The sequence below is a fragment of the Arthrobacter sp. 10N43 genome (genome assembly GCF_056394525.1).
This window is the reverse complement of sequence record NZ_JBFTIA010000006.1, coordinates 1-14,094: the sequence shown is the minus strand read 5'-3', so window position 1 is coordinate 14,094 and position 14,094 is coordinate 1. Positions and strand designations below refer to the sequence as shown.

Genomic DNA, 14,094 nt, shown 5'->3' with positions numbered 1-14,094 from the left:
GTTCGGCAGCAGCCGCGAAACCCTTTAGCCGTACCTCTGATCAGGGAGCTGACGAACGGTCGCTGTATATCGGCAATGCGTGGCCCGTGATCAGGCGCTCGGTAATGCATAGGCGTGTTCGTGGACTTTGAGGGTGACCGGTGGCTCCACGATCCGCAGCCGGCAGGGAGTCGCCGAGGGGTCGATGCCAGAGGAAAGACTGGACTGGCGGGCATGCTCGCGGAGTTCATCGAAGGCCGCGGCCGTCACCCCGGCATGCGCGAGATTAACCACCACCTCATACCCCGGAAACCTGGTGACGACCCGGCGGCAGACGACGTAGAGGGCCCGGAGGTTGGTGTGCGTCACGACGCCTCGAACGTTGACTTTGGCTGTCTCGTCGACGGCGTCTAGTCGGACGACTACGTTGAGCCGCAGATCCCTGTGGGACGAGTGGGGAAAGTAGGAGCTGGAACGGTGGTGTTGGGAATGATTCACGGAGCAACAGAGCTCCCATACAGCCCAAGAGCCGACTGGGCACCGCAAGGCTTCTTGTGGATTAACATTGGACGTTGTCTCCTGCCCTTTCCTGCGAGGCTGGATACCGCAGATTGTCATTTCCGTCCTGTATCTGCCCATGGATCGCCTTTTGGCTGGCCCCAACGGTGTCTGTTTGCGCTCGCTGGCACATATTGCGGCCCGATCTGGGGGGCTCACGCCAGGTTGATGACGACGGCGGTCCCGCGGATCTCGCATCTCGGGGCGCTGCCGGAATCCGGAGAATGGCGGCGCCCTCCATGTCCACAAGCTTGCATGTTCCGGTCCTTGAGCAAATGATCCAGAACATCTCCACGGACGGCAGGGTCCGGTTCACCCTTCCTCGGTGCAGGAGCTTGCCGAAGCACCAGGCTTCGATCTCGTCTCCGTAGGAAAGTTCCGAGCATGAGCGGATAAGCGAGGACTGGGCTGTCTCCATGGTTGACTCCTTTCGATGCGGTTCCCGCTGCGGGGACGACACCTCCCGGTTTTCTATTGCCGGGGCCTTACTGGGTGTTTTCGGGTCAATTCAGTGAGCTCGGCGAGCTCGGCTAGCCGATGCGCCCGGGCGGATTCGGCCGGAGTGAACGGCGCCCTGGGGCGGGAGAAGCCGAGGGGTCCATGCCGCGGGGATGGTATTTTCAGGACGGTCCCATCACATGCCGGTTTGCTGGCCGCCGGTGAGGTGCTGTCGCCCGTGGGAGCCGCGACGGGTTCGGCGTCGAGCAGTTCGGCGACCGCGAGTTGGAGTTCGCCCGGGTCCTCCACGACCTGCAGGGCCAGCGCAAGGGCCTCGGTCTGCCCGTCCGCCACGGTCGGGGCTGCCGCCGGCCACGCTCGGACATCCCGTCCTCCGCCGCCCGCGGCCGCAGCGAGCAGTTCCGCGTGGGTGACATGATCGGGCGCGGAGACAACCAGCTCGTCCAGCATCCCGCCGGCGACGGTGTGATTCCGGCACACGAGGATCTCGGCGTCGACACGGGAGATGGCCTCTACGAGTTTCTCCTGGGCTTCGTTGCTGTAATCGATTAGAGTGCGGACCCGCCACAGGGCAGCAGAGTTGTGCAGCCGGCGCCGGTGGCGCAGGGCAGGTGCGTGCAGCCAGCCCCGCAATGCGCGCCGGACGGAGGGCTCGGCGACCCAGATCACCAGTACTGTGGCCGTCAGCGTCAGGATCAGTACCTTCAGAACATAAGGGAGTGTCGCGTTCACCACAGCGGCATGCACCAAAAGCTCAATCGGCAGCATCGCTGTGACGTTAGCCAGGGCAAGACGGGCTTTCGACGGATGGGGCAGTTGGCCGCAGGCGACACACAGCAGCGCTTTGACGGGGTTCTTTCGAGGCGACGGGGTGGCTATGCCGTGGATGCGCGGAGAGGGGCTGGTTGGCGGGTCGGTGGTGTGTACGGTCATGGGTGCTCCTTGGGTACAGGCAGTACGGGCGACGGCGCCCCCGATGCGGGGTGCGCCACCGAAACATACGGTGTATGGAAGCTTAAACATACAGTGTATGAAAGTTGACCGCAATCGGTAGCCGTGCGGCCGACTGCCATTCGACCCTGCGACCGAGGCCGTTTTTCATACAACGTATGAATCTGATAGCGTCCCCGTATGGACAAGATGAAGAGCTCCCCGCGGGGCACCAGGAAGAGGGAGGTGCCTCTGACCGAGGCCGGGATCTATGCCGCCGCCCTGCGGCTTATCGACGCGGACGGGGTCGAGGCGCTCACCATGCGCAAACTCGCGACGGCGGTCGATGCGAACCCGATGTCGCTGTATCACCATGTGCCGAACAAGGCCGCCGTGCTGCGCGGCGTGGCCAGGACGGTCGGCACCCAGTTCCGCACCGTGACGCTCGAGGACGCTCCCTGGCAGGAGCGCATCCGCCAGCTCGCCACGGATTTCCGGACGCTGGCGCACCGCCACCCCAAGCTCATGGGCTACTCGTTCAGCCACCAGGCGGACTTCATCCAGCCCGAAGACCCGTTCCTGGTTGCGCTCACCGCGATCCTGGACGCCGCAGGGGTGCCGCACTCGGAGCTCCCGCAGTTCACCGCTCTCGGGGGTGTCGTCATCACCGGTGTGGTCACGGCCGAACTCAACGGAGCGCTCCACCGGTGGTCGAGCCTCAAACCCCCCACTGTCGGCGAAGACGGGCTCACCCCTCCAGGCCACGACGTCCGCGTCTTCCGCCTGACGCTGGACACGATCATCATGGGCCTGGAAAGCCAACTGGGCGCCGATGCTGACTTCCAGGGCGCCGACCACTGATTGTGCAGTCCTGTAGCGTTGCCGTCTGAGCCTGCCCGTGGTCAGGCGGGCTTAGGCCGCCGCGCACGAGGGGGCACCCTTGACTTCCGCAAAGGCCCTCTCCGTGGCCACTACAGATGCGCGGCGTGCTGCGGCTAGCTTGACGCCACGGTCGTGTCGGTGGTGATCGCAACGAGTTGAACTGGCTGATTTCGGGGTGTGTACAAAGTACACACTTTGGGCTTCGGACTCGGTCGTACTGGTGCCGGATCGGCCCGTATTCCGCATGTTTCCGGGGGAGCCCAGTGCTTGCGGGGGAGGGAATGCAGTTCGAGTCCCACCTCGGGCACGTGTTTTCCCTGTTCAGGGGCTTGTTGGCCTCTGAATGTGTACAAATCTCCCTTATGGGCCCATATTTGTTGGTGGCCGTTACGGTTTGGCGGCTCCTTCTCTTGGCTTGGACAGCGGTGTTGCTGGGTACTCCTTCATGGCCGGGGGCGCTTGGAACTGCATGACTTGCTGCGACTTGGGATCAAATCCTCGTTGGCCATCCCTGCCGGCAGCCAATGTCAATGCACTCATCGCCTTACTCCGGGCACACGATCTCGGAATCGATGCTCGTAAACCGCTGGTTCCCGCCCAGATCGCCACGATCACGAGATGGCGGGAACGACAGAAGCAGATCGAACTATCGATCGCGCGCGAGGAAGCAGTTCGGTTGGCGCGCCGCGTTCTCGAAGTGACCATCCAGCTGGCTGCGAACCAGAAGCGCATGACAGAGCTGATCCAGCAAGCCCCGCGGCGCCGCTGCTGGAGATGGTGGGCGCCGGGGCTGTCACAGTCGCCACCGTCCTGACAGCATGGTCGCATCCAGGAAGGGTTCGCAGCGAAGCTGCCTTCGCCTCACTGGCAGGGGTGAATCCCTTGCCAGCCTCAAGCGGCAACACTGTCCGGCACAGGCTCAACCGGGGCGGTGATAGACGCCTTAACCGAGCTCTGCACACCATCACCATGACCCGGATGACCCACGACCCCGGAACACGGGACTACGTGACCAAACGCACCCAAGAAGGCCGAAGCTACCGCGAAATCCGCAGATCCCTCAAGCGCTACATCGCCCGAACGCTCTACCGTCAGCTCAACGCCCTTTACGCCGCCGCGGAACCGGCCCGATCCCACGTTGCCGGGGCAGACCCTTACCCGGAATAGGAGCACCGGTTGAGCATCGCGGGCTTCGGTTTGATTTACGGTTCAGGTTGTGTCCGGTAAAGAATCCCTGACCGGGGCACATGTCGATTGCCTAATAAGTGGCACTTGACGAACCTTTGGCCACAACGTGGGTCGCATTCGGCACCGCGCCACTAGGGGGCACCCTTCTCCTAGCCTCGGCCGTATTCGGTGAACGCCTGTCCTAAGGTGTCCTAAAGTGGAGGGTTTCCCCGGAAGTCAAGTCTGTTCGAGGAGTTGCTGGTAGAGCGCTCGGGTCCTCGGACTGGGCGAGACGCCGAGCTGGTCGCGGAGAAGGTCGGACAGCAGGCCGTACACGGTCAGCGCCTCGGCCAGGTTGCCCTGGGCTGCGTGAGCCTGCATCAGGTAGCGATGGCCGCTTTCGCGCAGAGGGTCCAGGGCGATGAGCCGGCGGCCGGCACGCAGCGCACCGGTGAGTTCGGCGCCGCCGATGCCGAGCTCGGTGGCGGCGTAACATTCCAGGGCCCGCAGCCGGATCTCGGCGAGCTGGTTGCGGGTCTGGTCGATCCAATCGGCATCCTCCCCAGGCAGGAATCCGCGTTCGGCGACGAACAAGGCGACCAGAACCGGTCCCCAGGCACGGGTCCAGTCCTGCTGAGCAACGGCGGACTCGGCACGGTGAATTGCCTCCACGGCAGCTTCGAGGTCGATCCACGCGTCGGGAAGGTGAAGCTGGACAGTGACGCGTCCACCCACCGCGTCCGGGCCGAAAACGTGGCGAAGCTTAGAGATCAACGAGTTGAGGCGCGCGTCGATCCCGACGGAATCGGGGGAGCGCCAGAGCGCCTCGACGAGTTCGTCGCGGGCCACCTGACGGTGCCGGTTGACGACGAGGTAGGTGAACAGCAGGCGCCCTTGACGGCCGGGCAGGCCGTGATCGAGCCTGAGCCCGTCCCGCTCCACAACCAGCGGCCCGCAGATCTGGAGACGCAGCGCTGACTGCCCGGTCATGACACCATGATCGCATGGGTCCTCATTCCGGAGTGGGCCCCACCAGGTTTTGGGAGGTCGTTATGGCGAAGCTCATCCGGTGCGAATGCGGGTTCGTCGTCCGCGGCGACACCGACGAGGAAGTGATCGGAGGGATCCGCGGCCACATCGCCAGCGACCACCCGGCGCTCCTCCGGTCCGTCAGCCGCGAGGATCTGCTGGGCTGGATCCAGGTGGAATAGGCAGACGCTCCGACGCCAATGTAGCGCCAACGTTGTGCCAACTCTGCTCCAACGACGAGCGGGCAGACTGTGGACATGCTCATCGAACCCATCTGGCTGGCAAATCACCTGTACGATCCTGCGGTCCGCGTCGTCGAAGTGGATGTTTCCGCGGCCGCCTTCAATCAATGGCACATCGACGGAGCCGTGCTGTGGAACGTCTACGCCGACCTTAAAGACGACCGGTATCGCCCGGTCGGCAGACAAACCATCGAACGGCTGTTGGCTCGGTCAGGCATCGGCCCGGCATCGACGGTCGTTTTCTACGGTTACGCCCCGGCACTCGGCTACTGGCTGCTCAAGCTGTACGGGCACGCCGACGTCCGCATCCTGAACTGCTCCCGCGACGCCTGGTGCGTCGAAGGACATCCCCACGGCACGTCACCAATCCCTGTGGAGGCGGCACCGTACCAGCTCAACGAACGGGACCAGCGGCTGTTCGCCGACATGAGGGCCGTGCGGCAAGCCATCGGGCGCGCCGGAACAACGATTCTGGATGTCCGCTCCGAGTCCGAGTACGCCGGTGAGCGGTTCTGGCCCTCCGGCGGAATGGAGCCGGGAGGGCGCGCCGGCCGCATCCCGACGGCTGTCCACCGGCCGTTCAGCAATCTCTACGACCAGAAAGGCGCATTCCGCCCGGTCGACGAGCTGCGCCGGGCGATGCCCGTGCCGGAGCTCGAAGGAGACGACGAGCTGATCACCTACTGCACCGTCGGGGGCCGCGCCGCCACCGCATGGTACGTGCTAACCGAAATTCTCGGACGCGAGCGTATCCGGGTCTACGACGGATCCTGGGCCGAATGGGGCCTTCGCCCCGACACCCCGGTCGAGACACCGCACCTCACAGCACACACAGGAGAACGCAGTACCTGAACTCATCCGCAAGAACGGAACGGCAGAACCGCCATTTCAAACCGTGATTTAGTCGCCATTCCGGGACAACAGTCACAGATAGAATCCAGCACTGAGTTTTCGCTACAAAAGCCGGGGGCTGCCAATCCTGTGAACGCGTGAGTCGCAGGGTTATATGGCTCGTATTTCACAGCGCTATTTGGCGTACGCGCTATTTTAGCCCGTCCCGTTAGCGGATCCTTGGGTTCTTGCGCTGATTGCAACACTTAGCGGATGGGTGTTGTCGTGGCGCGGTATTCAATTTACGTAAGACCGGATCTTCTGCAGCTGTTTTGGGCCGGGATGCAGGCCGGTAATTTAATCACCGATGCCGTTGTGCCGATCAATACGAGCAGGCGGACCGGGCGCCGGGTCCTGGTCGAGGCCGGGGTGTCAGGCCACGCCGGGGCCGGGATCTGAAGGGCAGGTGCCTGACCTTCGCCCAGCGTGAAGAGATCGCGGTGATGCGCGCCCAAGGACTCTCGCTGCGCCGGATCGGGGTCGTGATCGACCGATCTGCCTCGACGGTGTCCCGGGAGCTGCGGCGCAATTCGGTGGCCGGGTTGCCTTACCGGGCGACGTCGGCTCACGCGCTGGCGTATGAGCGGGCTTCGCGGCCGAAACCGTCGAAACTGCACACGAACAGGGTGTTGCGTGCGAAGGTGGAAGAGGACCTGAAAAAGAAGTACTCGCCGGAGCAGATTGCAGGACGACTGCGGGTCGAGTTTCCCGATGAGCCGGAGATGCGGGTGTCACCTGAGACCATTTACCAGTCCCTCTGCGTTCAGTCCCGCGGAGCGCTGAACCGCGATCTGGCCGCGTGTTTACGCACCGGACGTGCACTCAGGCAGCCCTGCAGGAAGGCCGGCCAGCGGAAGAACCGGATCCCGGGGATGATCAATATCTCCGAGCGTCCCGCCGAGGTTCAGGACCGTGCGGTGCCGGGGCATTGGGAGGGCGACCTCATCATCGGCAAGGGCAACCAGTCCGCGATCGGGACCCTCGTGGAGAGAACCACCAACTACACGATGCTCGTTCATCTGCCGGATGGATACAAAGCAGAACAAATGCGCGACGCCCTGGCAGCAAAGATCAAGACGCTCCGCGACGCGCTGAGGCATTCCCTCACCTGGGACCAAGGCATCGAAATGCAGGACTGGAAGAGCGTGAAAGTAGACGCCGGCATCGACATCTACTTCTGCGACCCGCACTCACCCTGGCAGCGCGGCATCAACGAAAACACGAATGGCCTGCTGCGTCAGTACTTCCCGAAAGGCACGGACCTGAGCATCCACAGCGCGACAGACCTCGACCAACGATCGTTACCCGACGCCGGTAGGGGGCGGCCCTGCACTCGTCGGGTTTCCGGCTCGCGTCTTCCGGTGCGGGCCGGGCCGTCGGGATTCAAGGTTCAGTTGGGGGCACCGAGGCTGACGATATGGGCGGCCACTGTCCATCCCGACGCGGTGAAGGGTTCCACCTCCTGCGGGTCGAGGACCGTGTATAGGGTGTCCGCGCCGTGCACGTAGGCCTCGTCGGCCAGCGCCGCCAGAACTGCCGATTCGAAGCCTTTCCCGGCTGCCGGCGCCTCGGTCCTCAGGCTGCCGACGAAGGCCACGCCGTCCCCGATCCTGATGCGGCCGCTGGCGACCGGATGGTCGAAAACGGATATTTCCACGACGTCGTAAAGCTCCAGGGGTGCCTGGGCAAGTTCGGCGTTCTCGGGCAGATTCGGCGCAGCGTTCAGCTCGTCCGTGGGGGCGGTGAGCAACACGGCTTGGCCCACGGGAGTCAGGCCTTGGGCGGCGGCGTAGCTCAGAGCAGCTCCGGAGTCGGCGGTGACCAGGGTCAGGACCGCCCCGGGGTGCTGTCGGACAGTCTCCGCCGCACGGTCCGCGCTGGCGCCAGGCCAGGCGAGGATGTACTCCGGATGGGCGTGTTCCACCGCCGCTGCGGTGACCACTCCGGAGTCCTTCGGCGCTGAGGTTTGCCCGCGGACGGCGGCCAAGGCGGCGGCCCAGAGAGGGAGGGTGTCCTGCCAGTCAGCCATGATGCGTTCTCCTTTGGATCGCTACTTCGAGGATACGGGCGAACCGGCGGGCAGGGACCGATCCCGGCCGTAAGTGCGCGCCAGGGTCAGGGCGGTGATGACGATCAGTGCCAGCATGACCACGCCGAACATCACTACGGACGGCACCAGGGCGGTCGTCTGCAGGATCAGCCCCAGCAGCACAACCGGCACTGCCATGCCCACATACCCGACCAGGAACAGTCCGGCCAGAGCCTCGCCGCGGGTCTCCGGAGCGGAGATGGCGATGACGGTGCCGATCGCGGACTTGAAGCTCACGCCGACCCCGGACCCGGCGACGATGCCGCCGGCGATCAGCAGGGGCAACGAGGATGCGGCGATGGATATGGTGACCAGGACCAGTCCTGCGCCCAGCAGGATCAGGCCGACGACGAACTGCGTGGTGCGTGCCCATCGGGAGGACAGCACCTGGAACGCTGCCGAGGAGGCGAAGACGACGAAGGCTACAAATCCGGCCATCAGATGGGAGGTGATGCCCAGTTGCCGGGCCACGAAGGACGGTGCGAGGGAGGTGAAGAAGCCGAACATGGCGAACCCGACGAAGGCCATCATGGCCGCGGCCACATACTGTCCGCGTGCGGCGTGGGGGACGACGACGCGCTGCGGCCAGTAGACCCAGGTTTCGTCGGCGTTGTTGACGGTTTCGGGGACGGTGACGATCAGCATAAGACCGGCGAGCAGCAGGAACGCGAACACCACGTACGGGGTGTACAGCGGCATCGGCACATACTCGGCGAGGAAGCCCGTGATGAGCGGGCCCAGGCCCAGTCCGCCGATATTGGCTGCGGTGGAGATGACTTCCGCGCGCCGGGAGCCTGTGCCGGGGCGTGCCGCACTGTGCAGTTCGGTCATGTGGGCGGTGGCGGTGGCGGTCAGCATGCCGATGCCGAGACCGGAAATGAAACGGGCCAGCATCAGGCCGGGCAGGTTGGGCCAGACCAGGAAGATGAGCGCCGCGACGACGTTGAGCAGCACGGCCGGCGCGATCACGCGGCGGCGGCCGAACCTGTCGGAAATGTGCCCGGCCAGGAACAGGCTCACCACCACACCCACAGCATAGGCAGCGAAGATGACCGTGATGGTGAAGGCACTGAACCCGCCCCGCTGCTGGTAAAGCACATAGAGCGGGGCCGGCGCGGCAGCAAACGCCATGGTGATCATGAAGACGAACGTGACGATCCAGAACCCGCGTCCATGCCGGCGCCGGTGCGCCTGGCGGGATGCGTCGGCCCGAAGGGAGGGGGAAGTTGTAGTCTGCGTCATTGCTTCAGTATTGGCTTCCGGAAACATCGCGTCCAACGTTTATTGACGCTGATAACCATCGTCATCGGCGATACTAGAGTTTATGCAGCTTTTTCAGGTTGAGTACTTCATCGCGGTGGCCGAGGCGCTCAGCTTTACCAGGGGGGCCCAGCGGGTCAATATCGTCCAGTCCGCCGTCTCCGCGGGAATCCGCCTGCTCGAACACGATCTGGGCTCCGATCTGTTCATCCGTCAGGGCCGCAGTATTCGCCTCACCCCCGCGGGGGAGGCCATGCTCCCGCGCGCCCGCGCCATCCTTGCCGAGGTGCAGGCCGCGCGGGACGCCGTCGACGCTGTCCGCGGGACGGTCCGCGGGACGGTCGCCGTGGGCACGCTGGCCCACTCCGCCTCCGTCGACGTGCCGCAGATCCTGCGGACGGTCCGGCGGGACTATCCGGGCATCGTCATCAAGCTGCGCCAGACCGTTCAGGGAACCCGCACCAGCCTGGCCGACGTCCGCTCGGGCGCCCTGGATCTGGCCTTGGTGTCCGTGCCCGAAGAGGCAGCGCCCGGCCTCGAGCTGTACCCGCTGCACACCGAGGGAATCGTCTTTGTTTGCCCGGACACCCACCATCTGGCAGGCAGGAAGCGAGTCAGCCTGGCTGAGCTCGCGGACGAGCCTTTCATCGACTTTCCCGAAGGCTGGGGAAACCGCACCACCGTGGACGCAGCCTTCGCCGCGGCCGGACTGAACCGAACAGTCCACACCGAAGTCGTGTCCTTCACCATGGCCATCGAACTGGTTCGGGAAGGCCTGGGCGTCGCCTTCCTGCCCGCGTCGGCCCTGCAGCACGACCATGGGGAAGACATCCGGGCCATTCCCACGACCCTGATGTGGCGCATCCAACTGGCCCGCTCCGCCACCCGGCAGGCCACCGCCGCTGAACAGGTCATGATCAGCCAATTCCGTCAAACCCCGATGGACGCTCCCTCGAAGGAGTAAATACCTGACGGATGGCGCCTGGCGCAGATCCCAAACGATCGAAAAAGACAGTCTCCCCGGGTTCCGTGGACTGTGAATCGCAGGGACCTTACCTGGACCGGTACAAGCTTGCGGTGATGGAATCCTCTAACGAGGTTTCCAGGCCACATAGCGTCGCCAAATCAGGGCCAGATAGCGTTGCAGTTCACAGCCCCGCCTCGGGGCCGCGGGTCCTGCTCCGTCTCATCAATTTGTCTCACCGTGTTGTCGACAGCGCAGAGAAGACCCTTTTGATGAGACGGAGAGGATGGAATGGCCGACACCGTGACTCGCTGGAGACGCGGTCTAGGCCGGGCTAGGCCCAGATGTATTCCTCGGCGATTGCTCCGTCCTTCCATTTGGCGACGGTGACCATGCGGCCGCCGCCTTCGAATTCGCCGATGACGCAGGTCCAGTCGCCGGATCCGAAGGCGATCGGGTGGGACGTGATCTGTGGCGGGGTGCCGCCGGCGGATTCGACATAGGCCTTCATGGCGTCGATGTGTTCCTGGATGCCGTGGGTGGGTTGCTGGCCCTTCCAGTCCACCAGGACGTCGTCGGTGTGGTGATGGGCGAAGACCCCGTTCCAGTCGGCGTTGTTCCAGCCGGTGAAGTCGAGATCGTCCATGCCCTTGAGGTTGCGTTGGACCTGGTCCTCTGCCATGAGCCCCTCCGTTCTGTGTATTAACAGCGTTTGGCCCGGCCCTGGGACTCTCGGTCAGGGTCGGTGTCCTGACGCCGGGAGTCTACCGGCGGCCCAGGGGAATGGACAGAGTCCAGCGGCAGCGCCGCCCAGGCCCCGGCGGGTAAAGGACGAGGTCATTGCCGGAAGTCCTTTGCACTGACGGTCGAATCACCGTCCGAGAGGTAGTGCGCTAGCTGGACGGTCTGTACGAAATTCGAGTCGGGGGGTGGGTCATGGGGTTTTGCGGACGTTGGATCCTATATAGAGCATGCCGGTGTGGCGGGAAACGGAACTCTTCACGGATCTCGAGCGGGCGGCGCTCTCGATCGGTGAGGCCGCAGCACCCCGGCAGCACACGACACCGGTACGGCCAGAGCACCTGGCTGCCGTGTCCCCGGCGGCCAGATAGCCTGGACCCCGGGCACCGGGAGCGGGAGCCGCCAGCGGTCCGGCCATGCGGGACCGAGTCCGCGCCCTCGGCGGTACCCTGAATCCGACGGCCGTATTGCGGTCGTGGCCAGGGAATCAGGCACGAACCCGGCCGCCAGGTCCGGGCACCGTCTACAGGAGGAACGCATGGAGATAGAGGATGTTGACCTGCTCGTCATCGGCGGCGGGAAGGCCGGGAAGACCCTGGCGATGGACCTGGCCAGATCCGGCCGGAAAGTCGCGATGGTGGAACGCTCGATGATCGGCGGGACCTGCATCAACGTGGCGTGCATCCCCACCAAGACCCTCATCAACAGTGGCCGGGTCCTGAACGCTGTCCGCAGGGCTGCTGAATTCGGCATCTCCGGGGCCAAAGATCCGCGGATGGACCTCAAACTGCTGCGCCACCGCAAGGAGGACGTCGTGGAGACCATGGTGAAGGGCCAGTTCGCCGCCTTCACCGGTTCGGGCATGGACTTCATCCTCGGCGAGGCGAAGTTCACCGGACCCCGGACTGTGGAGGTGACCCTGAACGACGGCGGGCTGCGCGCCCTGCGCGGCACCGACGTCGTGCTGAACCTGGGCACCGAACCGCTGCTGCCGCCGCTCAAGGGCCTGGCGGCGTCCGGCGTGCAGACCAGCAACACCCTGCTGGAGCTGGAATCCCTGCCGGAGAGCATCATCATCCTCGGCGGCGGCTACGTCGGCTGCGAATTCGCGGACCTGCTCAACACCATCGGCGTCAAAGTCACCATCGTCCAGTCCGGCGCCCAGTTGCTGGCCCGCGAGGACGCGGACATCGCCGCTGCCATCGAACAGAACTTCACCCGCGCCGGCATCACCGTGCGGCTCGGGGACAGGGCGCAAGCGGTCACGCGCGCCACCGACGGCACCGTCATGCTCACGCTCTCCTCGGGGGAGACCGTGTATGCCGATGACATTCTGGTGGCGGTAGGCCGCAGGCCCATGACCGACGGCCTGAACCTCGAGGCTGCCGGCGTGGAACTCGACGACCGGGGATTTATCAAGGTCGACGACTCGCTTCGCACCACCGCCGGGAGCGTGTGGGCCGCCGGGGACGCCGCCGGCAGCCCGCAGTTTACGCATGCCTCCTACGACGACTACCGGGTGCTGCAGACCAACCTCGAGGCCCACCGGGGCGTGGGGCAGCTGCGGAGCACCGCCGGGCGACTCATCCCCTACTGCGTCTTCACCACCCCTGAGCTGGGCCGCGTGGGTCTGAGCGAGCGGCAGGCCCGGGATGCCGGGTACAGCGTGCGCCTCGCGAAAATGCCCGTCACGGCCATTCCCCGGGCCCGGACCGTGGGACATCTCGACGGGATCTGGAAGGCGGTGATCGACAAGGACACCAACCGGATTCTTGGTGCGGCGCTGCTGGGCACCGAAGCCAGCGAAACCATTGCCGTGATCCAGATGGCGATGCTCGCCGGAGCCGAATACACCGCCGTGCGCGACGCCATCATCACCCACCCCACCATGGCCGAGGGCCTGACATTGCTGTTCACACCGGCCTACCTCGAGGACTGAGCAGCGCCCGCCGGCGCGGTCCAGTCAATGTCCCGCAAGGGCAACTGCTATGACAACGCGGTGATGGAGAATTTCTTTGGCCACCTCTAGGAAGAGCTCTTCCACCACGTCAGGTTCCTCAGCACCGATGCACTTGAATCAGCGCTGCACGAGTACATCCGTTGGTACAACACCGAACGGATCTCGACAAAGCTCGAGGGCCTGAGCCCGGTGCAATACCGAACTCAGGCTCTCGCGGCCTAGGCTTTATCTAAACCAGTCCAACTTCCGGGGACCAGTTCAGATTTCCCGGGGCTCTTTTTTGCGTCCCCGACTGCACACGCTTGTTCGCCCACGCGACTCCCGACATGCGACCGCGCGCTGTGGGGCCCGACCGGACCCCGTGTCATGAGTTAGCCAGTGTTTCTAGGGCCCACCCGGTCCACCGAATTCAACGACGAGCGGGACCACCTCACTCCGTCAGGCTGCCGAGCTCATGCTCTGCCTCCATGAGCGTTGCGGCAAGGCGCCCTGGGTTCGTGAGGTGTACCATGTGCCCCTCGTCCAGGGTCAGGACGGGGATCCCCTGGGACCGTAAGTCGATGGCGGTGTCATCGAAGAACTGCCCGCGCGCGCAGTGCACAAAGACGATTCGCACGGTGCTCAGATCTCCTGCATCGTCGGGAAGCTTTTCGTCGACGGCCTTCCACAGCATGGGTGTGAGCAGCGGCGCGGCCCACTCCCGTACCTGCGGGTCCTCGACTCCGAGTGCCTCGAGCGGGAATGGCGCAAACAGCCATGGACGCTCGGGCAGAGCCAGGCTCGCAAAGGCGTCGCGGAGCGACGGCAAGATGTCCAGGGCGGACTGCCCCGGCTTTGGGACGAATGCATCCACATACACGATCCCCGCGATCCGCTCCGGAACACGGCCTGCGACACCGGCCACCACCATTCCGCCGTAGCTGTGCCCCACCAGGACGACATC

The 14,094-nt window shown here is 64.7% G+C and carries 12 protein-coding genes and 3 pseudogenes; 8 read left to right on the top strand and 7 right to left on the bottom strand.

The window, feature by feature from the left end:
* Positions 1–90 precede the first annotated feature (90 nt).
* The gene (locus AC1DDO_RS13920) at positions 91–477 is read right to left on the bottom strand and encodes a hypothetical protein (RefSeq protein ID WP_476869170.1); all 387 of its coding nucleotides are present in this window, start codon (positions 475–477) and stop codon (positions 91–93) included.
* Positions 478–1,008: 531 nt separating this feature from the next.
* Entirely contained in the window at positions 1,009–1,929 is a 921-nt protein-coding gene (locus tag AC1DDO_RS13915) for a putative antibiotic biosynthesis monooxygenase (protein ID WP_476869169.1), read from the bottom strand.
* Positions 1,930–2,127: 198 nt separating this feature from the next.
* Here AC1DDO_RS13915 and AC1DDO_RS13910 point away from each other — a divergent pair, with 198 nt between their 5' ends.
* Together AC1DDO_RS13910 and AC1DDO_RS13905 are read left to right on the top strand one after the other, a co-directional pair.
* A complete protein-coding gene (locus tag AC1DDO_RS13910; RefSeq protein ID WP_476869168.1) occupies positions 2,128–2,787 on the top strand; it encodes a TetR/AcrR family transcriptional regulator in 660 nt (219 codons plus the stop codon).
* 547 nt (positions 2,788–3,334) lie between these two features.
* Positions 3,335–3,975 (top strand): annotated as a pseudogene (locus tag AC1DDO_RS13905) (transposase); the annotation flags it as partial.
* Positions 3,976–4,212: 237 nt separating this feature from the next.
* Here the strand turns inward: AC1DDO_RS13905 and AC1DDO_RS13900 are convergent.
* Positions 4,213–4,965 carry an AfsR/SARP family transcriptional regulator gene (locus tag AC1DDO_RS13900; protein ID WP_476869167.1) on the bottom strand — a complete coding sequence of 251 codons (753 nt, stop codon included), beginning with the start codon at positions 4,963–4,965 and terminating at the stop codon, positions 4,213–4,215.
* Between the two features lie 62 nt (positions 4,966–5,027).
* Here AC1DDO_RS13900 and AC1DDO_RS13895 point away from each other — a divergent pair, with 62 nt between their 5' ends.
* The 3 genes and pseudogenes from AC1DDO_RS13895 to AC1DDO_RS13885 form a co-directional block, all read left to right on the top strand.
* A complete protein-coding gene (locus tag AC1DDO_RS13895; RefSeq protein ID WP_162159048.1) occupies positions 5,028–5,186 on the top strand; it encodes a DUF1059 domain-containing protein in 159 nt (52 codons plus the stop codon).
* 75 nt (positions 5,187–5,261) lie between these two features.
* Positions 5,262–6,098 (top strand): sulfurtransferase, encoded by an 837-nt coding sequence (locus tag AC1DDO_RS13890; protein ID WP_476869166.1) that lies wholly within the window; start codon positions 5,262–5,264, stop codon positions 6,096–6,098.
* Positions 6,099–6,350: 252 nt separating this feature from the next.
* Positions 6,351–7,429: pseudogene (locus AC1DDO_RS13885) on the top strand (IS30 family transposase); the annotation flags it as partial.
* A gap of 98 nt (positions 7,430–7,527) precedes the next feature.
* On the opposite strand, the gene AC1DDO_RS13880 reads toward AC1DDO_RS13885, so the two are convergent.
* The gene (locus AC1DDO_RS13880) at positions 7,528–8,166 is read right to left on the bottom strand and encodes a hypothetical protein (protein ID WP_476972076.1); all 639 of its coding nucleotides are present in this window, start codon (positions 8,164–8,166) and stop codon (positions 7,528–7,530) included.
* A gap of 21 nt (positions 8,167–8,187) precedes the next feature.
* Positions 8,188–9,468 (bottom strand): MFS transporter, encoded by a 1,281-nt coding sequence (locus tag AC1DDO_RS13875; RefSeq protein ID WP_476869164.1) that lies wholly within the window; start codon positions 9,466–9,468, stop codon positions 8,188–8,190.
* A gap of 82 nt (positions 9,469–9,550) precedes the next feature.
* On the opposite strand from AC1DDO_RS13875, the gene AC1DDO_RS13870 reads away from it, so the two are divergent.
* On the top strand, positions 9,551–10,450 hold the full coding sequence (locus tag AC1DDO_RS13870; RefSeq protein ID WP_476869163.1) for a LysR family transcriptional regulator: 900 nt from the start codon (positions 9,551–9,553) through the stop codon (positions 10,448–10,450).
* A gap of 334 nt (positions 10,451–10,784) precedes the next feature.
* Here the strand turns inward: AC1DDO_RS13870 and AC1DDO_RS13865 are convergent, their stop codons facing one another.
* Positions 10,785–11,132, bottom strand: coding sequence for a nuclear transport factor 2 family protein (locus tag AC1DDO_RS13865; protein ID WP_476869162.1), 348 nt, complete (start codon positions 11,130–11,132; stop codon positions 10,785–10,787).
* 597 nt (positions 11,133–11,729) lie between these two features.
* Here AC1DDO_RS13865 and AC1DDO_RS13860 point away from each other — a divergent pair.
* Together AC1DDO_RS13860 and AC1DDO_RS13855 are read left to right on the top strand one after the other, a co-directional pair.
* A complete protein-coding gene (locus tag AC1DDO_RS13860) occupies positions 11,730–13,130 on the top strand; it encodes a dihydrolipoyl dehydrogenase family protein (RefSeq protein WP_476972075.1) in 1,401 nt (466 codons plus the stop codon).
* A gap of 18 nt (positions 13,131–13,148) precedes the next feature.
* A pseudogene (locus tag AC1DDO_RS13855) lies at positions 13,149–13,373 on the top strand (transposase); the annotation flags it as partial.
* A 208-nt stretch (positions 13,374–13,581) separates the two neighbouring features.
* On the opposite strand, the gene AC1DDO_RS13850 reads toward AC1DDO_RS13855, so the two are convergent.
* On the bottom strand, positions 13,582–14,094 hold a 513-nt coding region (locus tag AC1DDO_RS13850; protein ID WP_476972074.1), incomplete at its 5' end, for an alpha/beta fold hydrolase.